The organism is Stenotrophomonas sp. STEN030 (genome assembly GCF_056759995.1).
Map to the genome: position 1 here is coordinate 23,028 of NZ_JBRREB010000037.1, position 23,011 is coordinate 46,038.

Below are 23,011 nucleotides of genomic sequence, written 5' to 3' on the forward strand. Positions count from 1 at the left end.
TGCGAAGCCACGATAGAAAGAACAACAGCGCTGTGTGCAATCGCAGCGTCGCTCCCGCCGTCAGATTTGCTAGCTTCGCGGCTTACGCCGCTCGCACAAGGCTGGACCCCCGCATCGAACGATCATCAGAAGCCCGCCACCGCATCATCCCGAACCGACACACGGTTCCTGCCGCCACGCTTTGCCGCATACAACGCCCTATCGGCATCATCCAGAAGCTGCGTCGTAGGCACCTTGGCTGAAGACTGCAGGAAAGCCACACCAACGCTGATACTGACGGTTCCCTCCGGCAACACAAGTGTTTCAACGGCCAGCCGCAGCTTCTCCGCGAGAGCGATCGCATCTTCCCTTCCACAGTCCGGCACGATCACCGCGAACTCTTCTCCGCCGTAGCGCGCCAGACAATCGCCCGCGCGCCGGACATTGGCCTGCAGCCGCGCTGCAACAGCTTGCAGGCAACGATCACCGGCCGGGTGGCCGTGCGCATCATTGAAAGCCTTGAAGTGATCGATATCGACCAGCAGCAGACCCAATCCGGCGCCACTGCGATGCACGCGGCTGGCCTCGGTCTGCAGGACCGCGTCGAACTGACGGCGGTTGGCAACGCCGGTCAGCCCATCCCGCCTTGCCAGCTGATCCAGTGCGGCCTGTCCCTCCAACAGGTCGATCTGTAGCAGCGTGCTGCGCAGGCTGAAGCCAATGGTCGCAACCACGAAGCCGGCCACAGCCAGCGCCCGCGCATGGTCCACCACCAAGGTACCCACCACCAGCAACAACAGAGGCAGGATCATCGGACCGCCAGCCTGCACCAACCGCGAGAGCCGCGGGTCCGGCACGAAGACCGGTGCCGATACCTTGCGCACGGCCAGCAACATCAACAGGAGAAATGGCAGATCGATCAGCAGATCGTTGTATGCGCCGAAAGAATCTTCCGACGCAAAGTGGTTGATGTAACCGGCAACCAGCAGATACGCCAAGGCATACAGCGCCAGCGCACGGAAAAAACCGCGCCACTCCGGCACATCACCGGCCAGCCAGCGCACGGTTGCGAAGCTGGCAATGCACAGGTTCTGGATATCAAACATGTAGCGCATGTTGCTCATCGCCTGTTCGTCAACATCGACGCGGTCGGCGAAAAATCCGGTATGCACGAAGAACAGCACGCCCAACAGCGCTGCCATCGCCGCATCGATCAGGCTGATGCTGGTGCGCTCGCGCCGTGCGCGGGCAAGGATGAACACCAGCGGCACGGCGTAAAGCACATACAACAACATGCTGGCGCGCGGCGTGATATCGGCACGGCCCGCGCCCACTGCATCGACCAGATTGAGGGTCATGCCCCCGGCCCATAGCAGCATCGCCAGCGCCGTCGCGTACCAACCCAATGCCGCCCTATCCTGCCGAGCACGCCAAACGCAGCTACAGGCAGCAAGCAGCGGCGCCGCCACCAGGAAGATGAAGGACCCAATGCCAGCTGGCCCCGACCCAACAGCGAGGACCAAGCCATGGCAAAGGATGAACAGCAGAACCAGCACTAGCGGCATGGATTCCCTATCAAGCAGGCGCTATGCCCGCACGATAGCGCGACGGCCACTTCGACAACGTGACCCAGACCTCGCCACGGAAACCAACCCGCAGTGCCGAGCCATGCTCGGCAAGAGCCTTCCAAGCGAAACACCAACCCCTCCCCAGCCCTCCCCTTCGCTGCGCGAAAGTGAGGGAGCAGAGCGTAGTGCCGAGCCATGCTCGGCAGTGGCCTTACCGGTAACGCCCCAGCCGAGCATGGCTCGGCTCTACCAGAAACGTGCGCCGCACACGGCCTGCGATATGCTCACCAACGCGACGCCAAGACCGCGCATCCTGGGAAGGAACATGGAAAAGTTCGCTGCCTATATCATCCTTTTTTACATGCTCAGCGCAGGCTTGGCTGGCGCATCGATACGTTGGCGCACCTTTTCCGACCCAGCCTGGATCGCACCGTCACTACTGCGGCGCAGCCTTGCTTATGCGCTGTGCAACGGGCTGTCCTGCTCCGTGCTGCTGCTACTCCTCATGGGAAGTACCGCCCTGTACACCTACTGGACAGGACAGACCATCAGCTATCCACGTGACCCGGCGATCAATCTTGCGCTCCTGCTACTGGCGCCGGTTCCGCTGGCCATCTGGTTCACGACGGTATCGCTGGACTGGCTACGCTCCTCAGCCACCGGCACCGCAAGACGCAATGCTTTCCGCTATCGAAGAAGCGGGCTTACCCCATCTCTGCGCCTGAATCCCGCCACCGCGCTTCCAGTTCAGTTCCGCAGCCAGGACTTCTCCAACATCGATCTCAGCGATGATGAAATGGTCAGGGAGCTGGCCCATACGCACTGGCGGGCAATCAATGACGCAGCTGCCAGTCATGGCGATACCACACCAGCGCTTGCTGCGCGGACACAGCTTCTGGAGGCGCATCTGAGATCCCTGCCTGCGCAACAAGCCGAGCGCATCCGAGGCATCTACGAAGCAGCCAGCATGCCCCATGCCGCAGAACTGACACGCATTACAGCGGAGCACAGAAAGCAGCTGGAACAGAGACTGCAACGTCGAGCCCTTAGCCTGCGCAATATCCGCCGGAACACCTGGCTTTTTATCGCTGCAATCGGTGTCGCAAGCATCCTGCGCTTGATCTGGCTGTTCTCCTGAAGCCAGCGCGCGTAAACGCGTAGTGCCGAGCCACGCTCGGCAGGAGTTTCACACATGTAGTGCCGAGCCGTGCTCGGCACTACAGAAAGCGGATAGGGCTCAGCGCATCGCTTTGGCGTGGTGCGCGATGTGATCGTCGATGAAGCTGCTGATGAAGTAATAACTATGGTCGTAACCCGGCTGCATGCGCAGCTCCAGCGGGTGCCCGGCCACCTCGCACGCCGCCTGCAACAACTGCGGGCGCAGCTGGTTTTCAAGGAACTCATCAGCGCCGCCTTGATCGATCAACAGCGGCAGCTTCTCCTGCGCATGCGCAACCAGCTCGGTCGCGTCATATGCCTTCCATACCTCGCGATCCTCGCCCAGATAGGCCGCAAATGCCTTCTGTCCCCATGGCACCTGCGACGGCGCCACGATCGGCGAGAACGCGGACACGCTGCGGTACCGCCCCGGGTTCTTGAGAGCGATGGTCAAAGCACCATGCCCGCCCATCGAATGCCCGCTGATCGCACGCACATCGCTGGCCGCCGGATCGGCTTCCACCCATGCCGGCAGCTCGTCGACGATGTAGTCGTACATGCGGTAGTGGCGTGCCCAGGGCTCGCGCGTGGCATTGAGGTAGAAACCCGCGCCCTTGCCCAGGTCATAGCCCTCGGCATCGGCCACCGCTTCACCGCGCGGGCTGGTATCCGGCGACACCAGGATGATGCCGTGCTCGGCCGCATAGCGCTGTGCGCCGGACTTGGTGATGAAGTTCTGTTCGGTGCAGGTCAAACCGCTCAGCCAGTACAGCACCGGGCAAGGCCCGTGCTCGGCCTGCGGCGGCAGGTACACACCAACCGTCATCTCGCAACCCAACACCTTGGATTCGTGCCGGTAAACGTCCTGCCAGCCGCCGAAGCAGGCGCGGTGTTCGAGTCGTTGCATGGGTTTAGAATCCTTGGGGGTTGGGTTGTTGGATGTGCGGCTGACAAAGTACGAGCTTCGCGGCTTACGCCGCTCCCACAAGCCTGAATCAGTAATGGATTACCGAGCGGATCGACTTGCCTTCGTGCATCAGGTCGAAGGCTTCGTTGATCTTGTCCAGTTCCATCGTGTGGGTCACGAACGGGGCAAGTTCGATATCACCCTTCATCGCGTCTTCGACCATGCCCGGCAGCTGGCTGCGACCCTTCACGCCACCGAACGCGGTGCCCATCCACTTGCGACCGGTCACCAACTGGAACGGACGGGTGGAGATTTCCTGACCCGAACCAGCCACGCCGATGATCACACTCTGGCCCCAACCACGGTGCGCGCATTCCAGCGCCGCACGCATCACGTTGGTATTGCCGATGCACTCGAAGCTGTGGTCCACGCCCCAACCGGTCATTTCGACGATGACCTGCTGGATCGGTTTGTCGTGCTCCTTCGGGTTGACGCAGTCGGTGGCACCAAACTGCTTGGCCAGCTCGAACTTGGACGGGTTGGTGTCGATTGCGATGATGCGACCGGCCTTGGCCTGGCGCGCGCCCTGGATCACTGCCAGGCCGATACCACCCAAACCGAACACCGCGACGCTGTCGCCTTCGGCCACCTTGGCGGTGTTGTGCACAGCGCCAATACCGGTGGTGACGCCACAGCCCAGCAGGCAGACGTGCTCCGGATTGGCTTCCGGGTTGACCTTGGCCAGCGACACTTCGGCGACCACGGTGTACTCGGAGAAAGTGGAGCAGCCCATGTAGTGGTAGATCGGCTCGCCGTTGTACGAGAAGCGGCTGGTGCCATCCGGCATCACGCCCTTGCCCTGGGTGGCGCGCACGGAGGTACACAGATTGGTCTTGCCGCTCTTGCAGAACAGGCACTCGCCGCACTCCGCGGTGTACAGCGGAATGACGTGATCACCGGCCTTCACCGAGGTGACGCCCTCGCCCACTTCAACCACAATGCCGGCGCCTTCGTGGCCCAGCACGCACGGGAACAGGCCTTCCGGGTCGTCACCGGACAGGGTGAAGGCATCGGTATGGCAGACGCCGGTATGGGTGATCTTGACCAGCACTTCGCCGGCCTTCGGCGGTGCGACATCGATCTCGACGATCTGCAAAGGCTGGCCCGGACCAAAGGCAACGGCGGCACGTGATTTCATGACTTTCTCCTGCTGGAATGACGAAGGCGACGCAAGGCGCCGCCGGAATTATTTGAGATAGGAACGGATCAGGCTGGACATCTCGGCAACGCGTGCAGCGCGCTGCGCATCGGAGCGCGCCGGTTGGCCGAACTCCTCGCGCAGGTGCGCCTCCATCACCTCGGACATCAGCCCGTTGACTGCGCCGCGGATGGCCGCGATCTGCTGCAGCACCGGGTTGCAGTCAGCACCAGCTTCCAAGGCGCGCTCCAGCGCATCGCACTGGCCGCGGATGCGTTTGACCCGGGCCAGGACCTTTTTCTTCTCTTCGGGGGAGTGCGGCATGGCTGCGCCCGTATCCTGTACTGGGGGATAGTATATTTTGGGACAACTGAAAACGCCAATCGACCGGCTTCTTGTGCGAATTGCGTCACCGTCACCTTACAGCGAGCTCGCCCACCAACTGCGGTTTTATAGGCCATTGCCTGCTCCAATCCCCCCCATTCAGGCCAGGCAAGCGAGCCACTACGATCAAACCTGCTGGAACTGCCTGTCGCCCAATGCCCGCATGGTCACCCACGGCCGGTTACCAGGCTTCGCTGCCCACGAAAAGCTGGGTGATTCCCGCGTAACTCAAGTAGTCTTGGCAAGACAATCCAGACATCACCAACTTGAGCTACCAAGTCGACAAAAGCCCTGACCTTCCAATGAGGGTGGCCATTACCGAAGACGACGCGATGCTGCTTGAACGCATCCTGCTTCCTGGCCTGCGTGACTATGGCTTCAAGGTGGATGGCTTCAATGACGCCACTGGGCTCTACCGCAGCCTGCTGACCCAGAAGTTCGATGTTGTGATCCTGGACATCGCCCTGCCGGGCGAGGATGGCTTGAGTATTGCGGCGCACCTTCGCCAGATACAGCCCGGGCTTGGCCTGATCATGCTGACCGGCACGGAAAGCCGGGACAACCATCTTCGGGCAATGCTCCACGGCGCCGATGCCTACCTCGCAAAACCAGTCGACATCGACATCATTGCAGCCACGCTGCACAGCTTGTCACGCCGTCTTGACCGCCCCCGGAACGAGGCATGCAGCACCGATACCGAGAGCGTTGGTGACCGCTGGGCCTTGGTATCTGACGACTGGTGCCTGGTGCCTCCGTCCGGGCGAATCATCGCCCTGACTACTCCAGAACGATCACTACTGAGCCTGCTGAATACCAACCGCGGGCAGGCAGTCGAGAAGGAGCGCTTGATCGAGGCACTGACAGACAATGCCTCCGACTTCGATCCGCACCGCCTCGAAGCCCTGGTGCACCGAATCCGTAGAAAGGCCGCCACGGCAGCTCCCGAATCGCCACCATTGCCGCTGCTGTCAGTCCGTGGAAAGGGTTACCTGCTCGCCAACTGAGTCCCTGGTACTTGCCGGCAGATGCGCCAGCGGGAGAAGTATCTTCACCGTGCTTCCCTGTGGTTGCCGAACGGCAAGTTCAACGTTCCCACCTGCTTCAAGAACCATGTCCAGCACAACCGACAATCCCAGACCTGTTCCCATGCCAATGGGCTTGGTGGTGAAGAACGGATCGAACGCTCTCGCACGAATGGCCTCTGTCATGCCGTGGCCATCATCCTGCAGCGTCAGCGAGACCCACGCTTCCCCTTCCCGCTCGGCTTTGACCTGGAAAGTACCCGCCCCGGGAATTGCATCCCTCGCATTGGCCGCAATATTGAGGATGACCAGCCCGAAGCGGTCAGCATCCATGCGCACGGGCAAGGCCTCCTCACCGAAGTCGAGTTGCAGCAGCACGCGCCCTCCAAAGAGCTGCTTCAGCATCGGCGACAGCTCAGCGAGCGAGGCGCGCACATCGAAGACCTGCGGACGCGCCACATCCTGCCTGCTGAAATTCAACAACTTCCTGCTGATCGCCAGCCCACGCTTGGCAGCGAGTTCAACGTCTTCCAGCGCGCCGTAGAGCGCCATGGCCCCCTTGTCTGCCAGGCGCTCCCGCTGCCCGGCCTGGCCCAGGACTATGCCGAGCACGTTGTTGAAGTCATGTGCCACGCCGCTGGCAAGGCGCCCAACCGCCTCCATCTTCTGGGCATGAATCAACTGCTCGCGGGTACGTTCACGCTCTGCGACCTCTTCCTGGAGCCGGCTATAGGCCAGCTCGAGTTCGCGGCCACGGGCATTTGATTCCTCCAGGCTGTTGCGCAATGCAGCCACGGTCCGATCCAAGGCAATCGCAATGATCAACCAGATCCCGGCCAACGAAACCGCCTTGCCGACCCCCGCGACCGACGCTGCGCCCACTCCGAGGTTTGCCCGCAGGTAATCGGCAAGCAGCGTCGCAGCCAAAATGGCAACGCAGGTCGCGAAGGTGATCCACAACGTCCGCCGCCCCAGGACCAGACCTGCAAGGGCCAGCAGGATCATCGGCATTGGATCAAAGCGCAGCCCCAGCATTCCGGTCGCGGTGTAAATGACCGCCATCGACAGCAGCACCACGCCGAGGAACAGGTGCATGCCGCGACGGAAACGCCCCGTTCGGATCAACCAGACGCAGGCCCATGCTGCCGACGTCATCAGCACGTCCGTCGTCAGGTCGGCGAGCATGGCGCTGCGCGCCGGCAGATCAGCCGACCAACGCCCGCTCAGCACAGCATAGAGATACAGCGACTTGTTGAGCGGAATGAAAACCCCAAGGAAGATCAGCAGCACCTGCAGGAACGGCGCATTGCGCCGGTCCACCGGATCCTGCACCGGGATATCGGAAAGCCAGCGCTGCGCCGGCCTGAAAATAGCTAGCTGTTTGATAAAGAATCTCCTGGCACCTGGCCTACGCGCGAACCAACCGACACCGGCGTCCGCTCCCATCTCGAATTCCTCATCGTTTCTCACCTGGCCCGGTGAAGAATGATGCGTGTATTCCAAGGACCGCTTTTGTAGCTTACGTTCAAGACCTCCTTCCTGTCGCGAGGGGGTAACTCACACGAGGAACAAGGGTTGCCGCAGACACTCACGCTTTCACAGCTGCAACGCCACAGCTGAGTACAGCTTCATGCGATGTATACAAACCAACGCTTCCCAAGGGAGCCTGCGACCTTCTCCAGGAACTCAAGGTCCGTCGCGCCCAGAATATCCAAGCGCTGCCTGACAAACTCTGCAGGCATGTCCAGCCTCCGCGACAGGGAATGATACGAGACATCCTTTTTGATCATCTCGTTCAGAACAAGGACCTTCAAGGATTCACCCAGTGACAAGCGTGCAGCTATCTCACCACGCAGCTTGCCACGCGGCAACGGAACAAGCTTGGAGGAGGCCGTGCGCTCCTGTACAGCCACCCTCAGGGCAGCGTTGATTTTCTCTTCCGAGAATATGGGGCCCATTACGCATACCTCCGGCCAATCCGCGAGCTGGAGCTGAAAACTCAGGGGTGTTCCAAGCGACCTTACTGGATAGATAAGCATATGCCCTGCCACATCCATGGATATTGGTGTTGCTTCCCGAGTTGATGGGGCTGCACGCCAAACATCTCCTCGCCAATTACCGCATTACATACGCGTTCTGGATCAACCTGATGAAGCACGCAAGCATCGATCAACTGAAAGTTCTGATTGACTCCCTGGACGACATTTCACTGGACGCAGACAGTCGGATTGAAATCCTCCAGAAGATCAGGCGATCAGCTGCCAGCCTTTACTTCAATGGTTCGAACAATTCCGTCGACCATTGCGACCAGATCGACGTGATGGTACTGGCAGCAATTGAAGTTGCGTTGCTCCCATTCGAACGGGAGCCGCTTGGCCATTCCAACGCAGCCCCACTCCCCGCTGCGGAATATATCCAGCCATAGCGCACGGAACACGCATGCTTTCTCATGAAACCGGTGATAAATGATGAGCTTCCTGACCACGGCCAAGCAGCCAGGATTCCAGCGTTCCGCGTCACATGCGCCGGCAGGCCAGCTCGCCCCGCCACCCGGGAACAGGTTTCCGAACGCGCGATCTCCTATCGCCCTCCGCCGATTTCCGCACCCAGACGTCACTACCCACAACAACGAACCCTCAGTCTGCCATGCCCAAGAATCCGCGTTTGGACAACGAAGCGAATCTCCTCATCGACAGGATCACCCGACGCCTCGCCGAAGCCAGGCCGCTGGACCCTGCGACTTCCGCACTGCTTGAGGATGTAGCCGCCCACCTGCAGCAGGCTGTGCTTGCGGATCCCGCACAACGCCCCTATTCCCCGTTACACGTTCGAACCATGCGTGAGCTGCAGCCAGTGCTGACTGCACTAAGGGAACAATGCATCACGGAAGCAGCTACCGCTGCATTGGGAGCTGCTGCAGGACGTTGGCTGAGTAGCTCAGAGAGCGAAGCCGGTGCAAGCCGCCTTGATGTATCCAAGGAAAGCCGTGCGCAGCTTCTACGAATGCGTGCTGCATTGAGCAACACCAAAGGTATTCATCGACGGTGCCATAGCCGTTGACGAGTCCACGCGCATTTCCCTTCTTCCAGGAATTTCCTGCGCGTGAAGTACCCGGACCAAAGCTGAAGCCACTTCCCAGATCAAAGGACCAACCACATGACTGAGCATTCCCTGAAAAACAAAGTCGCGGTAATCGCAGGCGGCGGCAAGAACCTCGGCGCCCTGGTGGCCCATCAGTTTGTCGATGCGGGAGCCCGCGGTATCACAATCCACTACAACAGCGACTCCTCGAGAAAAGATGCAGAGAGAACGGCCGCCGAACTGAAAGCAAAAGGAGCGGACGCCATCCTGTTCCAGGGTGATCTGGCGGTAGTCGCAAACAACGTGCAATTGTTCGAACAGGCCAAAGCGCATTTTGGCCAGGTCGATGTCGCGATCAACACCGCGGGCGTGGTCATCAAGAAGCCGATCGCCGAAATCACCGAGGCGGATTACGACAAGAGCTTCGATGCCAACGCCAAAGCCGCGTTCTTCTTCATACAGCAGGCAGGCCGGGTACTGGCTGATGGCGGCAACATCGTCACCATCGTCAGCTCGCTGCTGGCCGCATACACACCGTTCTATGCGATCTATCCCGGCAGCAAGGCGGCTGTCGAACACTACACCCGCGCGGCCTCCAAAGAGTTCGGCGACAGGGGTATCTCGGTCAATGCCATTGGCCCTGGCCCAATGGATACCCCCTTCTTCTACGGTCAGGAGCAGCCCGATGCAGTGGCTTATCACAAGTCGGCAGCCGCACTGAGCAAGTACAGCAAGACCGGGCTTACCGATATCGAAGACATCGCCCCCATCGTCAGGTTCCTGGTAACGGACGGCTGGTGGATCACCGGGCAGACGATCTTCGCCAACGGCGGCTACACGACGCGGTAAGCCTTCAGTGATGTGTTTCCACCGCACCGCAGCAAGGACGTCGCAGGTAGTCTGAGCGTATTCTCATCAGCACAGACGCACAGCCAGGCGCGACCAGGCCCGGCCACGCCTGATCTTGATTCCGGGGAGAGATGAACATGCATGTGATTCTGGTAGTCGTCGGTGGCCTGGTTCTGCTTGGCCTGTTCCTCCTGTTCGGCTGGCTATGGGCCGCCACCACGGCCGGCATGGCGTTGGCAGCCAAGGCGTTCATTCCGGTCTGGCTGGTGGTTGCAGCTATCAACATGTGGGTGGGCGTTGCCCATGCCGGGTACAGCTTCCGTGAGGAATTGCCCATCCTGGTTCTGCTCTTCGCCGTACCCGCGATCATCGCCTGCGTCGTGGCCTGGCGGCTCTCGCTGTCATGAAGCCTGTGATGACCGACGTGCCTGCCACACAATTTCCCAGCCATCCCCTGCTACGTCGTCGCGACGGGCACCATGCGCGCGTGACCTATGAAGAACTGTTCTTCGATCTGGTCTACGTGTTCGCAGTGACACAGCTCAGCCATGAGCTGCTGCACAATCTCACCACTGCCGGCGTGGTCGAAACGTTGATCCTGTGGTTCGCGGTATGGCTGGGCTGGCAGTACACCTGCTGGGTCACCAACTGGTTCGACCCGGAGACACCGCGCATCCGTGGTTTGGTGTTCGTGACCATGCTGCTTGGGCTGGTGATGGCCGCAAGCATTCCCATGGCCTTCGCTGACAGAGGCCTGATATTCGCCTCCGCCTATGTGGCAATGCAGGTGGGTCGAACCGCCTTCATTGCGCTGCAGTTGCCGGCCGGCCATCCGCTGGCGCCCAATTACCGGCGCATGCTGGGCTGGCTGCTGATTTCGGCAGTGTTCTGGCTGTCCGGGGCGATGGTGCAGCACGAGGCCCGCGCACTGCTATGGCTGGTCGCCATTCTGTGCGAATACGTTTCGCCGATGTTCGGCTTTGCGTTGCCTGGCATGGGCCGCTCGCGCACGCAGGATTGGACCATCGAAGGTGGTCACCTCGCCGAACGCTGCCAGCTGTTCGTGATCGTGGCACTCGGCGAAACCCTGCTAGCCAGCGGCGCGACGCTTGCCGGTTCCGCCGAATGGGATGTCCCTGTCTTGCTTGCATTGCTGGCCACTTTCCTCGGCACCTTGGCCATGTGGTGGCTGTACTTCGGCACGTCGAGCAAGGATGCGACCAACGCGATTTCGCACTCGGACGACCCCGGCCGCATCGGCGCGTACTTCCACTATGTCCATGCCATTCTCATCGCAGGTGTCATCGCCTCGGCGGTTGGCAACGACCTGGTGCTGGCGCATCCGCACGCCCATCCAGCCGTCGCGCAGATCGCAATTCTGCTGGCCGGGCCCGCGATCTATCTGCTCGGCAGTGCCGCGTACAAGCGAATCGTCTATGGCGCCATACCGATATCCCACCTGATAGGCGCGCTGCTGTTGCTGGCGCTCGTGCCGGTTGGGCTGGTTGCGGACATGCTGCTGATGGGTTGGCTGACCACAGCGGTCGTAATGCTCGTGAGCTTCTGGGATGCACGCCTGCTCCTTGGGCGTCGCAGGGGCAATGCGGTGTGAAAATGTCTGGCCAGCAGCAGGTATGGAACATCTGAACCAGACCGATTAGCGATCCTAGGTTCGGCTGGAAGCAATTGTCAGGCCCAACCCAAGCGATTTGACCAAAGCCCTGCCTGCAGCTGGAACACCTCAAACCAGGCGCCAAGCCAACATGTATCCGGGGCCGGTTGGTTCGTATCGTGCTGTTCGCTCGATGTAGCTGATCTGCGCAATGGCTCGTCTAGCCAACGCGGGCACTTCCGACCGACTTGACGTCAGCAATGCCTCAATCTCGTCCCATCTCCTGCTACGACCTCCATGCCCTGGATGTGAGTCCACACCAACCTCAGCGGCCTCGTACAACAGATTCCATCCCACAAAAATGCGCCACTGCTCAATCTCCAGCTCCACCACCTTCTTCTCTATTGGCCACACCAGGAACGTCTCGAGGTACTCGTCTTCCGTCTCATCGAAAATGGACTTGAAACGATGGGGAATACCGTCGACGTCCGCTACGCCTGCGCGCGGTCCGTCATACCACTCGTTCTCCACATAGACCCTTTCCGGTGATCCGAACTTCAGCACGACTTGCTTCTCCATGTGCGATGCCCTACCCGATAGCCGTATCCCAAGACCAGCTATACAACTTGTGTGCAGCGCACCCGGTGGTCGCTTGCCACTTTGCAACGGTTCGATATTGGGCATGGTCGGGCAAACAAACAACAGCAGCCGTTCGTATTGCCTGAGCTGACCCGGGTTGCACGGAGTATCAGCCTCAAATGGAGTACCACTGATCAACGCACGACAAAAGATGCACTCAGCGGTATTTCCACCCCACGAAGCCGATCCTTCACGGTCACCGAAACGATCCATCGGCCGCGCTGGTCCGTGGGCTCGGCCACGTACTTCAACGCTGCGCTCGACAGGTAAACGCTCCTGGGGTCACCCGGCAGCTTCACGGTGAAACACGGCAGATCACGTTCCCTGGTCGAGTCAGATCCATCCGGCCGGAGAATGACGAAGTCACACGCAACGTCGGTCATTCCAGACGCAGAGTCGACTTTCGGATTTGACAGAAAGGTGAGGATGAAGAGCTCGCCATCGGGGCCTACCTCATCGGCCTCGGAGAAGCGCGGAATGGTCTCCGGTGGCGTATCCCACTTCTGCTGCCAATCCTGGTCAGGGGTTATCACCAAGGTGGCGCTGAAGCCATCACGTGACTTTGCCGAATCGGTCTCGGCAACCGGCTTTCCCTTCATGTCCACCCATCCACTCTGCGCGACAGATGGCAAGGGAAAGAGAAGCAGGCCGACAAGCCACAGGCTACGGATGTTCATGATCGGTCAACTCCTGAGCTGGCCCGGGCCGCGGAGCGGATGCAGCGACCTTGGCCACGCGGGTTATGTGCATATATCCATGCTGCCACCGTAGCAGCGCACCCGGCTAGCGCTGCATCAATCCCCGCAACATCAGCTCCAACGCGGCCGCGCATTTGCGCAAACGGACATCGGCATCAGCGCCGTCCGCTATCCAGAAGGCAGCCTCGGCCAGACTGCCGTAGATCAGCGATGCCAAGGCCTGCGCGTCCACTTCGGCAACAACGCCCAAGCGAACCAGATCCTCGATCAGCCGCTGCATCGAGTCCACGCAATGCCGCTGCGAATCCAGCGATGCGCCGCCAAGCACAGCGCGCGCATCGCGCAGGACGATGCGCTGGATCTCCGGTTCAAGCGCCATGTCCAGATAGGCCCGGCAGCGCTGCTGGAAGCCCAACCAGGGATCACTTGCGGCACTGCTGATGGCCTGCAGCCGCGCATCTGTTTCTGCATCGATCTGCTCGACCACCGCGGCCAGCAAGCCCTTCTTGTCGCCGAAGTGGTGATACAGCGCGCCCCGGGTAAGCCCCGCCTGTGCGGTCAGCTCATCCATCGACGCGTCCGCATAGCCGCTTTCGGCGAAAACGCGACGGGCGGTGGTCAGTAGCAAGGCACGGGTTGCCTCCATTTCAACGCGGGTGCGGCGGACCACGGCAATCTCCTTTCATACGAAGCGCATGTTTATTTACATTCACGGCGTATGTATGTAGCCTTTTACATACACCTCGTATGTATTGTTGCGACCAGCCATTGCCTTGGCAAGCCGCAGCGCCCCGGAGACTCCAATGGCCAACGCTTATCGTGCCCTCTTCGCTGCACCCGGTACCCCCGGGTTCGCTCTGGCCGGGCTATTGGCCAGGCTGCCACTGCCCATGACCGGCATCGGCATCATCACCTTGCTGGCGCAGCTACGTGGCAGTTACGCACTGGCCGGCGCGGTGTCGGCCACCTTCGTTCTGGCCTATGCACTGGCGTCCCCGCAGATTTCGCGGTGGGTGGATAGACACGGCCAGGCCAAGATCTTGCCGTTGGCGTCGGGCGCCAGCGTCGTTGGCATGTTGCTGCTCATCCTTGTCAGCTATTGGCAGGCACCGGATTGGCTGCTGTTTCCCTGCGCTGCCTTGGCCGGATGCATGCCCAGCATGTCGGCGATGGTCCGAGCGCGTTGGGCTGCCCTGTATCGCGGACAGCCGCAGTTACAGACCGCCTACTCACTGGAAACGGTGTTCGATGAAATGAGTTTCATTGCCGGACCTCCGCTGTCGGTTGGCCTCTGTGTTGGCCTGTTTCCGCAGGCGGGCGTACTGCTGGCGACACTGCTGCTGGCCATAGGCACCGCTGCACTTGTACTGCAGCGGGCAACCCAGCCACAGCTCGATTCGAATGCCGCAGGCAAGCCCGGTCAATCGGTGCTGGCAATTGCAGACGTGCGATTACTCACCCTGCTGATGGTAGCGATGGGCGTCATCGTTGGAACCATCGACATAACCAGCGTGGCCTTCGCCGAACAGCACGGCCAACCCATGGCTGCCAGCATCGTGCTGTCTGCCTATGCGTTGGGCTCCTGCGCAGCAGGCCTCATGTTTGGTGCGCTGAAACTCAAAACCCCTTTGCACCAATTGCTGCTGTGGGGCGGCATCGCGACAGCGCTGACCACACTGCCCTTGCTGTTGGTAGCAAACCTGCCAGCGTTTGCAGCAAGCGTGCTGCTGGCGGGCATGTTCTTCGCACCAACGATGATCGTGGTGATGTCGTTGGTAGAGCGCAGCGTGCCAGAGCAACAGCTGACCGAAGGCATGACCTGGCTGCTGGCCGGACTGAATATCGGCGTCGCATCAGGCGCCGCAGCAACCGGGCAACGTGTGGATCTGGCCGGCGCCCAGGCTGGCTTCGCCATCAGCGTTGGTGCTGGTGCTGCAGTGTTGCTGCTGTCGATCTGGATCAGCCGACGCCTACGTCCCTGCCTGCAGCATTCGGCCAACGCTTGTTGACGCTGCCGACACATCTTCCTTCAGGAACAAACCATGCAAACCCAATCCTCCACGGCAGCCGCCGTGGCCCACCCGTGGCTGGCAGTTCTTGCCATAGCCCTGGCAACCTTTTCGGTAGTCACCACCGAGATGCTGCCGGTCGGCTTGCTTACCCCCATCGCCGCCGATCTTGGCATCTCCACCGGCAACGCGGGTTTGCTGATATCGGCGCCCGCATTGCTGGCCGCACTGTTCGCGCCGCTGGTGGTGATTGCCGCTGGTGGCATCAACCGCCGCTACATTCTCTGTACGCTGCTGGCCTTGCTGGTGGCGGCCAATGCAGCGTCGGCGATCGCACCGAACATGCAATGGATGCTGGCTGCCAGATTGCTGGTGGGCGTGTGCATGGGTGGGATCTGGGCAATTGCGGGCGGGCTGGCGATGCGATTGGTATCCGCGCAGCGCGTGGGGCTGGCCACCTCGATCATCTTCGGTGGTGTCGCTGCCGCCTCCGTGCTTGGCGTTCCGCTGGGCGCATGGGTCGGTGAGCTGCTTGGATGGCGCAAGGCGTTCGCGGGCATGGCGCTACTTAGTGCCACCGTGCTGCTGCTTCAGCTTGCTGTGATTCCCTCGCTGCCAGTCGTAGCGTCGATGCAACTGCGTCACTTCGCAGAACAACTGCGCAATCCACGCGTGCGACTCGGGCTGGGGGTGACGCTGCTGTTGGTGACCGGCCACTTCGTGGCATTCACGTTTGTCCGGCCACTGCTGGAGCTGGTATCTGGCGTGGACGCCGCATGGATCGGCGGGCTGCTGCTTGCCTACGGCGTAGCGGGGATCGGCGGCAATTTCCTGGTGGGGCTGATCGCCTCGCGGCAGGTGTCCAACACGGTGATGGCCATCGCAGCTGGCTTGCTGGCTACCTCAATCCTGTTTCTCTCCGTCGGCGCTGCGCCACTGCAGGGAAGCATGCTGCTGTTGCTCTGGGGGCTTGCCTATGGCGGCGTGTCGGTTGGGCTGATGACATGGATGATGCAGGCGGCTCCGCGCGCGGTTGAGGTGACCAGTGCCCTGTACGTGGGTGTATTCAATATAGGCATCGCACTTGGCGCGTGGGGAGGCGGCCTGCTGCTGGACCAGCTTGGCCTGAGCGGCAACCTATGGGCGACGGCTGTGCTCGCCGCCAGCGCGTTGCTGCTGTGCATCGCTGGCGTTGATCGTGGGAGACGCCCCGACGTGGTTGACGGCAATTGAACTCCCAACACGGGGACCCGGCCATCTCGAACCGCCCCCATGACAGGCCGCATCCACCGTTACGCGCTGGCTCGCGCATGACCTCCGCAACTTGACGAAAGGCTGGCTTTCTCAATAATTCGCCAATGCTGAGCCAACACTTCCTGTTCTTCTTTGCCATGCTCGGCGCCTTCATTGGCACCGTCCTGGCATCGTTCCTGTGGTGGCGGGCCAAGGGCGAGCCCAGCCAGCGCTGGCTGGCGCTGCTGATTCTGGTCGTAGGCATGCGCACCGGCAAATCGGTCGCCTATTACTTCTGGCCGGACATTCCCCGGGTGTTCCTGCAACTGGGTTTGACCGCCTGCTTCATGATCGGGCCGTGTCTGTTCTTTCTGCTGCGTTCGGGCCTGGCCGGCACTCCCGGTCCACGGCTGGCAGACCGCTGGCACCTCAGCGCGTTGCTGGCCATTGTCATCGGGGTAAATGTATTCCTGCCCTACACCGGCCATCCCGAGCTGTGGCGGCATACCATCACCCCGGCCATTCAATATGTCTGGCTGGGCTACCTGCTATTGGCCAGTGGACTGCTGTATCGGCACCGCACCCAACTCAGCGGCACGCCCTCTGCCGTGTTGTTGCTGGGAGCGCTGCTCGGCGTGTGGCTGATCTGGGCCGCCTATTTCACTGCCGGCTACACCTCTTACATCGTCGGCGCGCTGTCCTTCACCTTCATCCTGGCCGCGAGCGTGCTGGTCTACCTGCGCCTGCGTTCCGGCCAGGCACCGATCGAGCCCTACCAGCACCGACGGATTTCCGAAGACGAGGCAGCACCACAACTGCAGGCCTTGGCCGAGCTGATGGCCCGCGAGCGCCTGCATCTGGACCCGGGCCTGACCTTGCCCCGTCTTGCTCGTCGGCTCGGCATTCCGCAGACCCGGCTGTCGCAGCTGCTGAATGACAACAAGCAGACTTCGTTCAAACAATACCTGGCGCAGTTGCGTGTCATCGAAGCAAAAGCACTGTTGCTGCAGCTGCCGCCAAAGCCGCTGGAGCTGGTCGCCGAGGAGGCTGGCTTCCAATCGATGTCCACCTTCCACGCCGCCTTCAAAAAGCTGGAGGGCCGCCCCCCAGGGGCGTTCCGCGCCGCTGCCGGCAACTCCTGAAATTGATTCCAGCACTCCGGAATTAAACAGCAAGACATTGATTTAAAAGGGGAGATATAGGCTGCAGGCTCACCCCAACGAGCCGGCGCCATGCCCTTACATCGACTCCTCAAACCCCTGCTGATCCTGCTGCTATGCGCATGGCAGGGCGGCATTTCCAACGCCGCTGCGAGCGCCGGGCCCGCCATGGAGCGGCCGCTGCCTGACACATTCGTGCACCAGGCCGGCAACAAGCAGCTTGTCGCCAGCACCGGTCTGGCCGTCCCCAACAGGGCCGAACAGCAACGCATTCTGTTCATCCTCGCCAGCAGCAAGGTTCACGGCAGCTCCAACATCCCGGCCAGCATCAGCTTCGGCGAGGTGGTCCATGCCTGGGATACATTCCAGGCCGCCGGCTATGCGGTGGACTTCGTCACCCCTGACGGCGGCGACGTGCCCATCCTCGACCCCTACGTGGGCAAGGAAGTGGAGCCGCGCCTGCGCGATGACCGCATCATGCGCGGCTTGCGCAACACCGCCACGCCAGCGCAGATCGACCCCAACCTGTACCGCGCCGTCTATTACGTGGGTGGCAGCAACGCCATGTACGGCGTGGCGGAGAACCGCGCCCTGCAGGACATCGCCATGCATGTCTACGAACGCAATGGCGGGGTGGTCTCGGCGGTGTGCCATGGCACGGCCGGAATCGTGAACCTCAAGCTCGCCGGCGGCCAAAGCCTGCTCGCCGGCAAGCGCATCACCGGCTACCCCGAAGAACACGAAGACCGCAGTGCCGCCTACTTCAAGGAATTTCCGTTCCAGATGCGGCAAGCGGTGCAGTCCCGTGGCGGCCTGTTCAACGTCGTGGACAGCAACGACCCCTATATCGAAGTCGACGGCCGGGTGATGACGGGCCAGAACTATCAGTCCGCGGCACCGCTGGCTGCAGCCGTAGTCGATGCGCTGCGCACGCTCCCCAATCCGCAACCCGGCCAGACCAGGAGGGATTGAGCAGCCAGAACTTCGTCCACCTCCAATCACATCCACCACCCAACAACACCAAGGACACCAATGAAGACTTCAATCCGATCCGCGGTTCTCGCCGCAGCCCTGCTCCTGCTCCCGACATCGCTGATGGCACAAAGCAACGAGCGTGCCGAGGTTGACCGCGCCATGCAGACCCTGCTGCGCGGCTTCGAAGCAGGCGACGCCAAGCTGCTCAGCGGCGTACTGCGGAAAGACGGCGTGGTTATCGGCTATTCGACCAATCGCGGCGCTGTTGTCATGGAGACCACGGAAGAATGGGCCAATGGATTCCCCGGCAAGCCAGCGTCGGACGAGGCGCAACGTCATCGCCAGTACCAGATCCTGGATGTCACGGACAGCGCGGCCGTGGTCAAGCTCACGCTCGACTATCCGACATGGGACGGCTCGGACTACCTCGCGTTGGCGAAGATCGACGGCAACTGGATGATCGTCAGCAAGTCATGGAGCGGCAAGCGCAAGACGCCGGCAACCTGAGCGGCACGTTGCTGCTTGCTTGAGTTACGTGGTGATGCGCCTGGTGAAAGCCGGGCGCATTGCCTGTGTGGTGTTGGCGGATATGGCTGCATGAACTATCGCGTGAGACAACCCCGCGGTTATGCATGATGGCCATGCTGGCGAATGCATCATTCAAGTGCCGAACACGGATCGGCGCGTTGGCCTCAACTGCCCGTTTGCTCTAGCCGCAAGAAGACAGCAGAACCAAGCGATCTCCATGGCAGTCCAGAGGAGTGATTGGCTGGTCTCTCTACAATCACTACCGCCGTTGGTCATGGTGCCGCCAGTCACATTGCGCGCTGCTTGTGCCGTTCCTATTCTGTCGCCATCACAATCCGGACTCCCTTCATAGGGATTTGATCATGACGACGCAGAAGCCCCGATGGCTGCTTCCCTTTGCCGTGGCACTTGGCATGGCCACCGCACTCATGCAGTTGTTCTGGGAACACACTCACGGCGGCATTCTGCGCCACCACCTGCTCAATGATGCGAGCCTGCCGGCAATCTCCAATCTGTGGGCGCTGCTGGTGATGCCGCTGTTGGGCGCATTGGCAGGTTGGGTAGTTACTCGACGAACGCGCGAGCGGTCAGGTGCACTCGTTCCGGCCATCGCCGGCTTCCTCGGAGCACTGCTGGGAGGAGCCGCGCTGTCGGTGGCCTTCGTGACCAGCGGCGAGGCGGCGGCAACGCAGGTGATGATGGCGCTGCTGGTGGCTGCTGTGTTGTTCCCGGCCTACCGGGCAGAGTACCTGTTCGGCTTCGTCATGGGGATGACCTTCGTCTTCGGCCCAGTACTTCCGGCGCTGGTGGCTTGCGTGCCGATGCTGATCGCTGCGGTCAGCCGGCTGGTTGCATGGCCGGCCTTGCGATGGGTGTTGCGTCGCGCGCGCCCTGCTACGGCAGCATGATGTAGCAACCGGAGGACTTACCTGCTCCACCTCAGGCCAGTGGATGTCTCTCGGTCACCAGCACATACGCAACTGAGTCACCGAATCAAAGCGAGCGATATGAAGAGATTGGCTGCCTTGTTGTTTCTTCCCGCTTTCGCGCTTGCGCAGGCGGCGTATTCGACGCCGGTGTCGTCACAAGCAGTGCATGAGGAAAGGCTTGATGACCTCCTCAACCATGTCGAAGACAACAATGGTGGCATCGGCAGTGTGTCCATTTTCAAGGGCGGCCGCGAGGTCTATGCCAGGAGCTTCGGTCAGCAGTATCTGACTGGTGTTGCGCATGATGAAAACAGCAAATACCAGGTCGCATCCGCAACCAAGATGGTGACGGCGATTCTGGCGTTCAAGCTGATAGAGAACGGGCGCCTGAGTCTGGATGACAGCTTGTCCGACTTCTATCCTGATATGCCGTCTTCGCAGAAAATCACCATCAGGAACCTGCTGGAGCATTCAAGCGGGCTTGGGAATTTCGGGATAAAGGATGGCTCGCTTTGGGTGGTCGACCAACTTAGCCAGAACGAGATCCTGGAGGAGATCAAGAGGCAAGGCACAACATTCGAGCCCGGCGAACGCGTTGCGTACTCCAACTCCGCGTACTTCCTGCTGAGAATGATCCTTGAGAAAGTCTATGGGCGCGACTATCACGAGATCGTTGCCCAGGAGATTGCAGCGCCGCTGGGTCTCAAAAATTTCGCATCAATAAAGTCTCATCCAACCAATACCTTCAAGTCCTATGCCTTCGCTGGACAGTGGGGGGAGATCAAGGATGTCGACTATTCCAATGTGATCGGTGTTGGTGATATCGCTGCCACTACACACGACCTGAATGTGCTGATCACCGCTCTGTTCGAGTACAAGCTGTTGCGCAGGGAGACCGTGGACCAGATGAAGCCGCGGCCGGCTGGCAGCGGTTGGGGACGAGGGCTGGCCGAGTTCAACTACGGCGGGAATCACTTCCTAGGTCACGGTGGCGACGTTCTCGGCTCGCACTCGCGCGTGATCTACAACCCCAACGATGGAGTAGCGATCGCGTACTCCACCAACGGCGAACGCATCCCGACCAACGACTTTCTGCAGGCAATCGTTGATCTTATCTACGGTAGCGAGGGGGGTTTGGGTGTTAGAAAGTAGACGGGGAAACGGGGGGCGAAACCGGGGGTCAGAGTGGGGTTTGGTAACTAAACCCCGCTCGGACCCCGGTTTTCGCTTATCTGGCTACCTGCTCCACCGCCGCAAGGATCACATCCGCCACCTTCTGGGGTTGCGACAACTGCGGAACATGGCTTGTATCAAGCGTGGTTACCAGGGCACCGATCTTCTTCGCAAGGTCCTTCTGCAGGCCGGTATCAAGCATATGGTCCTGCTCGCTCACGACGTACCACGACGGGCGGCTGGTCCACGCTGCAGCCGATGTCTTTGCAGCGAAGTTGGCGCTATTGGTCGGGTTCTGGGTAGCGGCCAGCAGCTTGGCGTCGGCCAGGCTCAGATCCTGTGCAAGGTGGTGCGCTACGCCTTCCAGCGTCAGCGTCAGATAGCCGTCCTTGTCTGCGTTGAGGTGGCTGAAACCGGAAGGTGTCGGGTAGTCCTTGGACAAGTCACTCACCGACTGCCCTTCTGACGGTGCGAACGCTGCGACATAGACAAGTGCTTTCACGCGCTCATCTTCACCTGCATCGGAAATGACAGCGCCACCATAGGAGTGACCAACCAGCACAACCGGGCCAGTTTGCGCCTGGATCGCCCGCTTGGTTTTGGCGACGTCATCCTCCAGTGAGCTGAGCGGGTTCTGCACCGCGACCACATTCAATCCTTTGGCCTGCAATAGCGGAATCACCCGATCCCAGGCATGGCCGTCGGAAAAGGCTCCGTGGACCAAGACGACCGTGGGCTTACCCATCACCGGGGCTGGAGCCGCACCGGCTGTTCCAGCACTCAGCGCAGCGGCAAAAAATGCGCTTTTCATAAGAAGTTGCATGACAGTAGTTCCTGTTGAAGGGATCAAGGCAACCGGACTCGGCTGCGTTTGATCACTCTACATACGCAACCATATGGGATAAATTTGCATCCAGTTCAATCACTAGAACCATCTGGATTCAAATGGACCGCCTCTATGCGATGCAGGTGTTCACCCGGGCCGTCGAGCTCGGCTCGTTCTCTGCGGCCGCGACTGAACTGGACATCTCCCCCCAGTTCGCCGGCAAACAGATCCAGGCACTGGAAACGGCGCTGGGCATCAAGTTGCTCAACCGCACCACCCGCCGCCAGAGCCTGACCGAGAGCGGCCAGCTGTTCTATGAGCGCGCAAAAAACATTCTTGCGGAGATGGAAGCAGCCGAAGCACTGATGGCGGAGTCACGGGCCACGCCACGCGGCAAGCTGCGCATCAGCGCTCCCATCACCTTCGGCAGTCATGCCTTGGCCCCACTTTTGCCGCGCTACCTGCAGGAGCATCCGGAGGTTGCCATCGACCTGAGCCTGAGCAACCGTACCGTCGATCTCCTTGACGAGGGCTTTGACGTTGTCTTCCGTACCGGGCAACTACCGGACAGCAGCCTGCAGGCACGCGAGCTTGCACCGCTGCAACTGGTGCTTTGCGCTTCACCGGCCTACATCCAGCGCAGCCCGCCGCTGGCGCGGCCGCAGGATTTGAAGCAGCACGAATGCCTGGTCTTCGCGCACACATCGATGCGCACCGAGTGGAAATTCGAAGGGCCCGAAGGTCGCACCTCCGTGTCCATCACCGGCAGGTTCAGCACCGACAGTGGTGAAGCGCTCAGGGCAGCTGCCATCGCTGGTCACGGCATCCTGCTGCAGCCAAGCGCCCTGGTTGCCGACGATGTCGCTACCGGCCGCCTGCAGCGTCTGTTGCCAGACCACGTATCGCCAGCGCGGGAACTGCACATGCTGTTTGCACCGGACCGCCGGATGACGCCGAAGCTACGAAGCTTCCTGGACTTTGCTTTGGAGAACTTTGGCTGATCGGCAAACCGGGGTGCGAGTGGGGGTTGGGATCGGCACCCCCCGGGGGCCCCGGGTTGCCCCGGGGTGGCCGCGCGGGGGG

Annotated in this window: 24 protein-coding genes; 14 read left to right on the forward strand and 10 right to left on the reverse strand. The window is 61.0% G+C overall.

Annotation, left to right across the window (positions count from 1 at the left end; all coding sequences use genetic code 11):
• Positions 1-125 precede the first annotated feature (125 nt).
• Positions 126-1,385, reverse strand: coding sequence for a GGDEF domain-containing protein (locus ACVOLR_RS13620; protein WP_481536901.1), 1,260 nt, complete (start codon positions 1,383-1,385; stop codon positions 126-128).
• A 487-nt stretch (positions 1,386-1,872) separates the two neighbouring features.
• Here ACVOLR_RS13620 and ACVOLR_RS13625 point away from each other — a divergent pair, with 487 nt between their 5' ends.
• The gene (locus ACVOLR_RS13625) at positions 1,873-2,685 is read left to right on the forward strand and encodes a hypothetical protein (protein WP_481536902.1); all 813 of its coding nucleotides are present in this window, start codon (positions 1,873-1,875) and stop codon (positions 2,683-2,685) included.
• 99 nt (positions 2,686-2,784) lie between these two features.
• Here ACVOLR_RS13625 and fghA read toward each other — a convergent pair whose 3' ends face one another.
• The 3 genes from fghA to ACVOLR_RS13640 form a co-directional block, all read right to left on the reverse strand.
• Positions 2,785-3,612: an S-formylglutathione hydrolase gene (fghA, locus tag ACVOLR_RS13630; protein WP_481536903.1), complete on the reverse strand. Its 828-nt coding sequence runs from the start codon at positions 3,610-3,612 to the stop codon at positions 2,785-2,787.
• An 88-nt stretch (positions 3,613-3,700) separates the two neighbouring features.
• The gene (locus tag ACVOLR_RS13635; RefSeq protein WP_481536904.1) at positions 3,701-4,810 is read right to left on the reverse strand and encodes an S-(hydroxymethyl)glutathione dehydrogenase/class III alcohol dehydrogenase; all 1,110 of its coding nucleotides are present in this window, start codon (positions 4,808-4,810) and stop codon (positions 3,701-3,703) included.
• Between the two features lie 48 nt (positions 4,811-4,858).
• The gene (locus ACVOLR_RS13640) at positions 4,859-5,134 is read right to left on the reverse strand and encodes a metal/formaldehyde-sensitive transcriptional repressor (RefSeq protein WP_282268719.1); all 276 of its coding nucleotides are present in this window, start codon (positions 5,132-5,134) and stop codon (positions 4,859-4,861) included.
• A gap of 362 nt (positions 5,135-5,496) precedes the next feature.
• On the opposite strand from ACVOLR_RS13640, the gene ACVOLR_RS13645 reads away from it, so the two are divergent.
• Complete coding sequence (locus tag ACVOLR_RS13645) at positions 5,497-6,198, forward strand: response regulator transcription factor (protein ID WP_481536905.1); 702 nt, start codon at positions 5,497-5,499, stop codon at positions 6,196-6,198.
• On the opposite strand, the gene ACVOLR_RS13650 is transcribed toward ACVOLR_RS13645, so the two are convergent.
• Both ACVOLR_RS13650 and ACVOLR_RS13655 read right to left on the reverse strand, forming a co-directional pair.
• Entirely contained in the window at positions 6,163-7,719 is a 1,557-nt protein-coding gene (locus tag ACVOLR_RS13650) for a sensor histidine kinase (protein WP_481536906.1), read from the reverse strand. The two genes, ACVOLR_RS13645 and ACVOLR_RS13650, sit on opposite strands and share 36 nt — an antisense overlap.
• 125 nt (positions 7,720-7,844) lie before the next feature.
• Positions 7,845-8,174, reverse strand: coding sequence for a hypothetical protein (locus ACVOLR_RS13655; protein ID WP_481536907.1), 330 nt, complete (start codon positions 8,172-8,174; stop codon positions 7,845-7,847).
• A 110-nt stretch (positions 8,175-8,284) separates the two neighbouring features.
• Between ACVOLR_RS13655 and ACVOLR_RS13660 the strand changes: the two genes are divergently transcribed.
• The 4 genes from ACVOLR_RS13660 to ACVOLR_RS13675 all read left to right on the forward strand — a co-directional run bounded on the left by ACVOLR_RS13660 (position 8,285) and on the right by ACVOLR_RS13675 (position 11,758).
• Positions 8,285-8,641: a hypothetical protein gene (locus ACVOLR_RS13660; RefSeq protein WP_481536908.1), complete on the forward strand. Its 357-nt coding sequence runs from the start codon at positions 8,285-8,287 to the stop codon at positions 8,639-8,641.
• A gap of 731 nt (positions 8,642-9,372) precedes the next feature.
• On the forward strand, positions 9,373-10,146 hold the full coding sequence (locus ACVOLR_RS13665) for an SDR family oxidoreductase (protein WP_481536909.1): 774 nt from the start codon (positions 9,373-9,375) through the stop codon (positions 10,144-10,146).
• A gap of 137 nt (positions 10,147-10,283) precedes the next feature.
• Positions 10,284-10,553, forward strand: coding sequence for a hypothetical protein (locus tag ACVOLR_RS13670; RefSeq protein WP_481536910.1), 270 nt, complete (start codon positions 10,284-10,286; stop codon positions 10,551-10,553).
• A gap of 8 nt (positions 10,554-10,561) precedes the next feature.
• A complete protein-coding gene (locus ACVOLR_RS13675) occupies positions 10,562-11,758 on the forward strand; it encodes a low temperature requirement protein A (protein ID WP_481536911.1) in 1,197 nt (398 codons plus the stop codon).
• A 129-nt stretch (positions 11,759-11,887) separates the two neighbouring features.
• On the opposite strand, the gene ACVOLR_RS13680 is transcribed toward ACVOLR_RS13675, so the two are convergent.
• The 3 genes from ACVOLR_RS13680 to ACVOLR_RS13690 all read right to left on the reverse strand — a co-directional run bounded on the left by ACVOLR_RS13680 (position 11,888) and on the right by ACVOLR_RS13690 (position 13,765).
• Complete coding sequence (locus ACVOLR_RS13680) at positions 11,888-12,337, reverse strand: hypothetical protein (protein ID WP_481536912.1); 450 nt, start codon at positions 12,335-12,337, stop codon at positions 11,888-11,890.
• Between the two features lie 194 nt (positions 12,338-12,531).
• The gene (locus ACVOLR_RS13685) at positions 12,532-13,074 is read right to left on the reverse strand and encodes a hypothetical protein (RefSeq protein ID WP_481536913.1); all 543 of its coding nucleotides are present in this window, start codon (positions 13,072-13,074) and stop codon (positions 12,532-12,534) included.
• 106 nt (positions 13,075-13,180) lie between these two features.
• A complete protein-coding gene (locus ACVOLR_RS13690; RefSeq protein WP_481536914.1) occupies positions 13,181-13,765 on the reverse strand; it encodes a TetR/AcrR family transcriptional regulator in 585 nt (194 codons plus the stop codon).
• Positions 13,766-13,898: 133 nt separating this feature from the next.
• On the opposite strand from ACVOLR_RS13690, the gene ACVOLR_RS13695 reads away from it, so the two are divergent.
• From ACVOLR_RS13695 to ACVOLR_RS13725, 7 genes are all read left to right on the forward strand, one after another.
• Complete coding sequence (locus tag ACVOLR_RS13695; protein WP_481536915.1) at positions 13,899-15,104, forward strand: MFS transporter; 1,206 nt, start codon at positions 13,899-13,901, stop codon at positions 15,102-15,104.
• A gap of 33 nt (positions 15,105-15,137) precedes the next feature.
• Positions 15,138-16,337 carry an MFS transporter gene (locus ACVOLR_RS13700; protein ID WP_481536916.1) on the forward strand — a complete coding sequence of 400 codons (1,200 nt, stop codon included), beginning with the start codon at positions 15,138-15,140 and terminating at the stop codon, positions 16,335-16,337.
• 125 nt (positions 16,338-16,462) lie between these two features.
• Entirely contained in the window at positions 16,463-17,479 is a 1,017-nt protein-coding gene (locus tag ACVOLR_RS13705) for an AraC family transcriptional regulator (RefSeq protein WP_481536917.1), read from the forward strand.
• Positions 17,480-17,569: 90 nt separating this feature from the next.
• A complete protein-coding gene (locus ACVOLR_RS13710; protein ID WP_481536918.1) occupies positions 17,570-18,469 on the forward strand; it encodes a type 1 glutamine amidotransferase domain-containing protein in 900 nt (299 codons plus the stop codon).
• 123 nt (positions 18,470-18,592) lie between these two features.
• The gene (locus tag ACVOLR_RS13715; RefSeq protein WP_481536919.1) at positions 18,593-18,979 is read left to right on the forward strand and encodes a nuclear transport factor 2 family protein; all 387 of its coding nucleotides are present in this window, start codon (positions 18,593-18,595) and stop codon (positions 18,977-18,979) included.
• Positions 18,980-19,362: 383 nt separating this feature from the next.
• Positions 19,363-19,908, forward strand: a complete 546-nt coding sequence (locus ACVOLR_RS13720; protein WP_481536920.1) for a hypothetical protein — start codon at positions 19,363-19,365, stop codon at positions 19,906-19,908.
• Between the two features lie 99 nt (positions 19,909-20,007).
• On the forward strand, positions 20,008-21,081 hold the full coding sequence (locus ACVOLR_RS13725; RefSeq protein WP_481536921.1) for a serine hydrolase domain-containing protein: 1,074 nt from the start codon (positions 20,008-20,010) through the stop codon (positions 21,079-21,081).
• Positions 21,082-21,157: 76 nt separating this feature from the next.
• Here the strand turns inward: ACVOLR_RS13725 and ACVOLR_RS13730 are convergent, their stop codons facing one another.
• Positions 21,158-21,913 carry an alpha/beta fold hydrolase gene (locus ACVOLR_RS13730; protein ID WP_481536922.1) on the reverse strand — a complete coding sequence of 252 codons (756 nt, stop codon included), beginning with the start codon at positions 21,911-21,913 and terminating at the stop codon, positions 21,158-21,160.
• A 134-nt stretch (positions 21,914-22,047) separates the two neighbouring features.
• On the opposite strand from ACVOLR_RS13730, the gene ACVOLR_RS13735 reads away from it, so the two are divergent.
• Positions 22,048-22,929: a LysR family transcriptional regulator gene (locus ACVOLR_RS13735; RefSeq protein WP_481536923.1), complete on the forward strand. Its 882-nt coding sequence runs from the start codon at positions 22,048-22,050 to the stop codon at positions 22,927-22,929.
• The last annotated feature ends 82 nt before the right edge of the window (positions 22,930-23,011 follow it).

What these genes read in the sequence shown, in the direction of transcription:
- ACVOLR_RS13695 (WP_481536915.1), top strand. Translation starts at nt 13,899, where the DNA reads ATGGCCAACGCTTATCGTGCCCTCTTCGCTGCACCCGGTACCCCCGGG.
- ACVOLR_RS13720 (WP_481536920.1), top strand. Translation starts at nt 19,363, where the DNA reads ATGACGACGCAGAAGCCCCGATGGCTGCTTCCCTTTGCCGTGGCACTT.
- ACVOLR_RS13635 (WP_481536904.1), bottom strand. Translation starts at nt 4,810, where the DNA reads ATGAAATCACGTGCCGCCGTTGCCTTTGGTCCGGGCCAGCCTTTGCAG.
- ACVOLR_RS13705 (WP_481536917.1), top strand. Translation starts at nt 16,463, where the DNA reads ATGCTGAGCCAACACTTCCTGTTCTTCTTTGCCATGCTCGGCGCCTTC.
- ACVOLR_RS13625 (WP_481536902.1), top strand. Translation starts at nt 1,873, where the DNA reads ATGGAAAAGTTCGCTGCCTATATCATCCTTTTTTACATGCTCAGCGCA.
- fghA (WP_481536903.1), bottom strand. Translation starts at nt 3,612, where the DNA reads ATGCAACGACTCGAACACCGCGCCTGCTTCGGCGGCTGGCAGGACGTT.
- ACVOLR_RS13675 (WP_481536911.1), top strand. Translation starts at nt 10,562, where the DNA reads ATGACCGACGTGCCTGCCACACAATTTCCCAGCCATCCCCTGCTACGT.
- ACVOLR_RS13725 (WP_481536921.1), top strand. Translation starts at nt 20,008, where the DNA reads ATGAAGAGATTGGCTGCCTTGTTGTTTCTTCCCGCTTTCGCGCTTGCG.
- ACVOLR_RS13700 (WP_481536916.1), top strand. Translation starts at nt 15,138, where the DNA reads ATGCAAACCCAATCCTCCACGGCAGCCGCCGTGGCCCACCCGTGGCTG.
- ACVOLR_RS13685 (WP_481536913.1), bottom strand. Translation starts at nt 13,074, where the DNA reads ATGAACATCCGTAGCCTGTGGCTTGTCGGCCTGCTTCTCTTTCCCTTG.
- ACVOLR_RS13710 (WP_481536918.1), top strand. Translation starts at nt 17,570, where the DNA reads ATGCCCTTACATCGACTCCTCAAACCCCTGCTGATCCTGCTGCTATGC.
- ACVOLR_RS13730 (WP_481536922.1), bottom strand. Translation starts at nt 21,913, where the DNA reads ATGAAAAGCGCATTTTTTGCCGCTGCGCTGAGTGCTGGAACAGCCGGT.
- ACVOLR_RS13715 (WP_481536919.1), top strand. Translation starts at nt 18,593, where the DNA reads ATGGCACAAAGCAACGAGCGTGCCGAGGTTGACCGCGCCATGCAGACC.
- ACVOLR_RS13645 (WP_481536905.1), top strand. Translation starts at nt 5,497, where the DNA reads ATGAGGGTGGCCATTACCGAAGACGACGCGATGCTGCTTGAACGCATC.
- ACVOLR_RS13655 (WP_481536907.1), bottom strand. Translation starts at nt 8,174, where the DNA reads ATGGGCCCCATATTCTCGGAAGAGAAAATCAACGCTGCCCTGAGGGTG.
- ACVOLR_RS13680 (WP_481536912.1), bottom strand. Translation starts at nt 12,337, where the DNA reads ATGGAGAAGCAAGTCGTGCTGAAGTTCGGATCACCGGAAAGGGTCTAT.
- ACVOLR_RS13735 (WP_481536923.1), top strand. Translation starts at nt 22,048, where the DNA reads ATGGACCGCCTCTATGCGATGCAGGTGTTCACCCGGGCCGTCGAGCTC.
- ACVOLR_RS13640 (WP_282268719.1), bottom strand. Translation starts at nt 5,134, where the DNA reads ATGCCGCACTCCCCCGAAGAGAAGAAAAAGGTCCTGGCCCGGGTCAAA.
- ACVOLR_RS13665 (WP_481536909.1), top strand. Translation starts at nt 9,373, where the DNA reads ATGACTGAGCATTCCCTGAAAAACAAAGTCGCGGTAATCGCAGGCGGC.
- ACVOLR_RS13670 (WP_481536910.1), top strand. Translation starts at nt 10,284, where the DNA reads ATGCATGTGATTCTGGTAGTCGTCGGTGGCCTGGTTCTGCTTGGCCTG.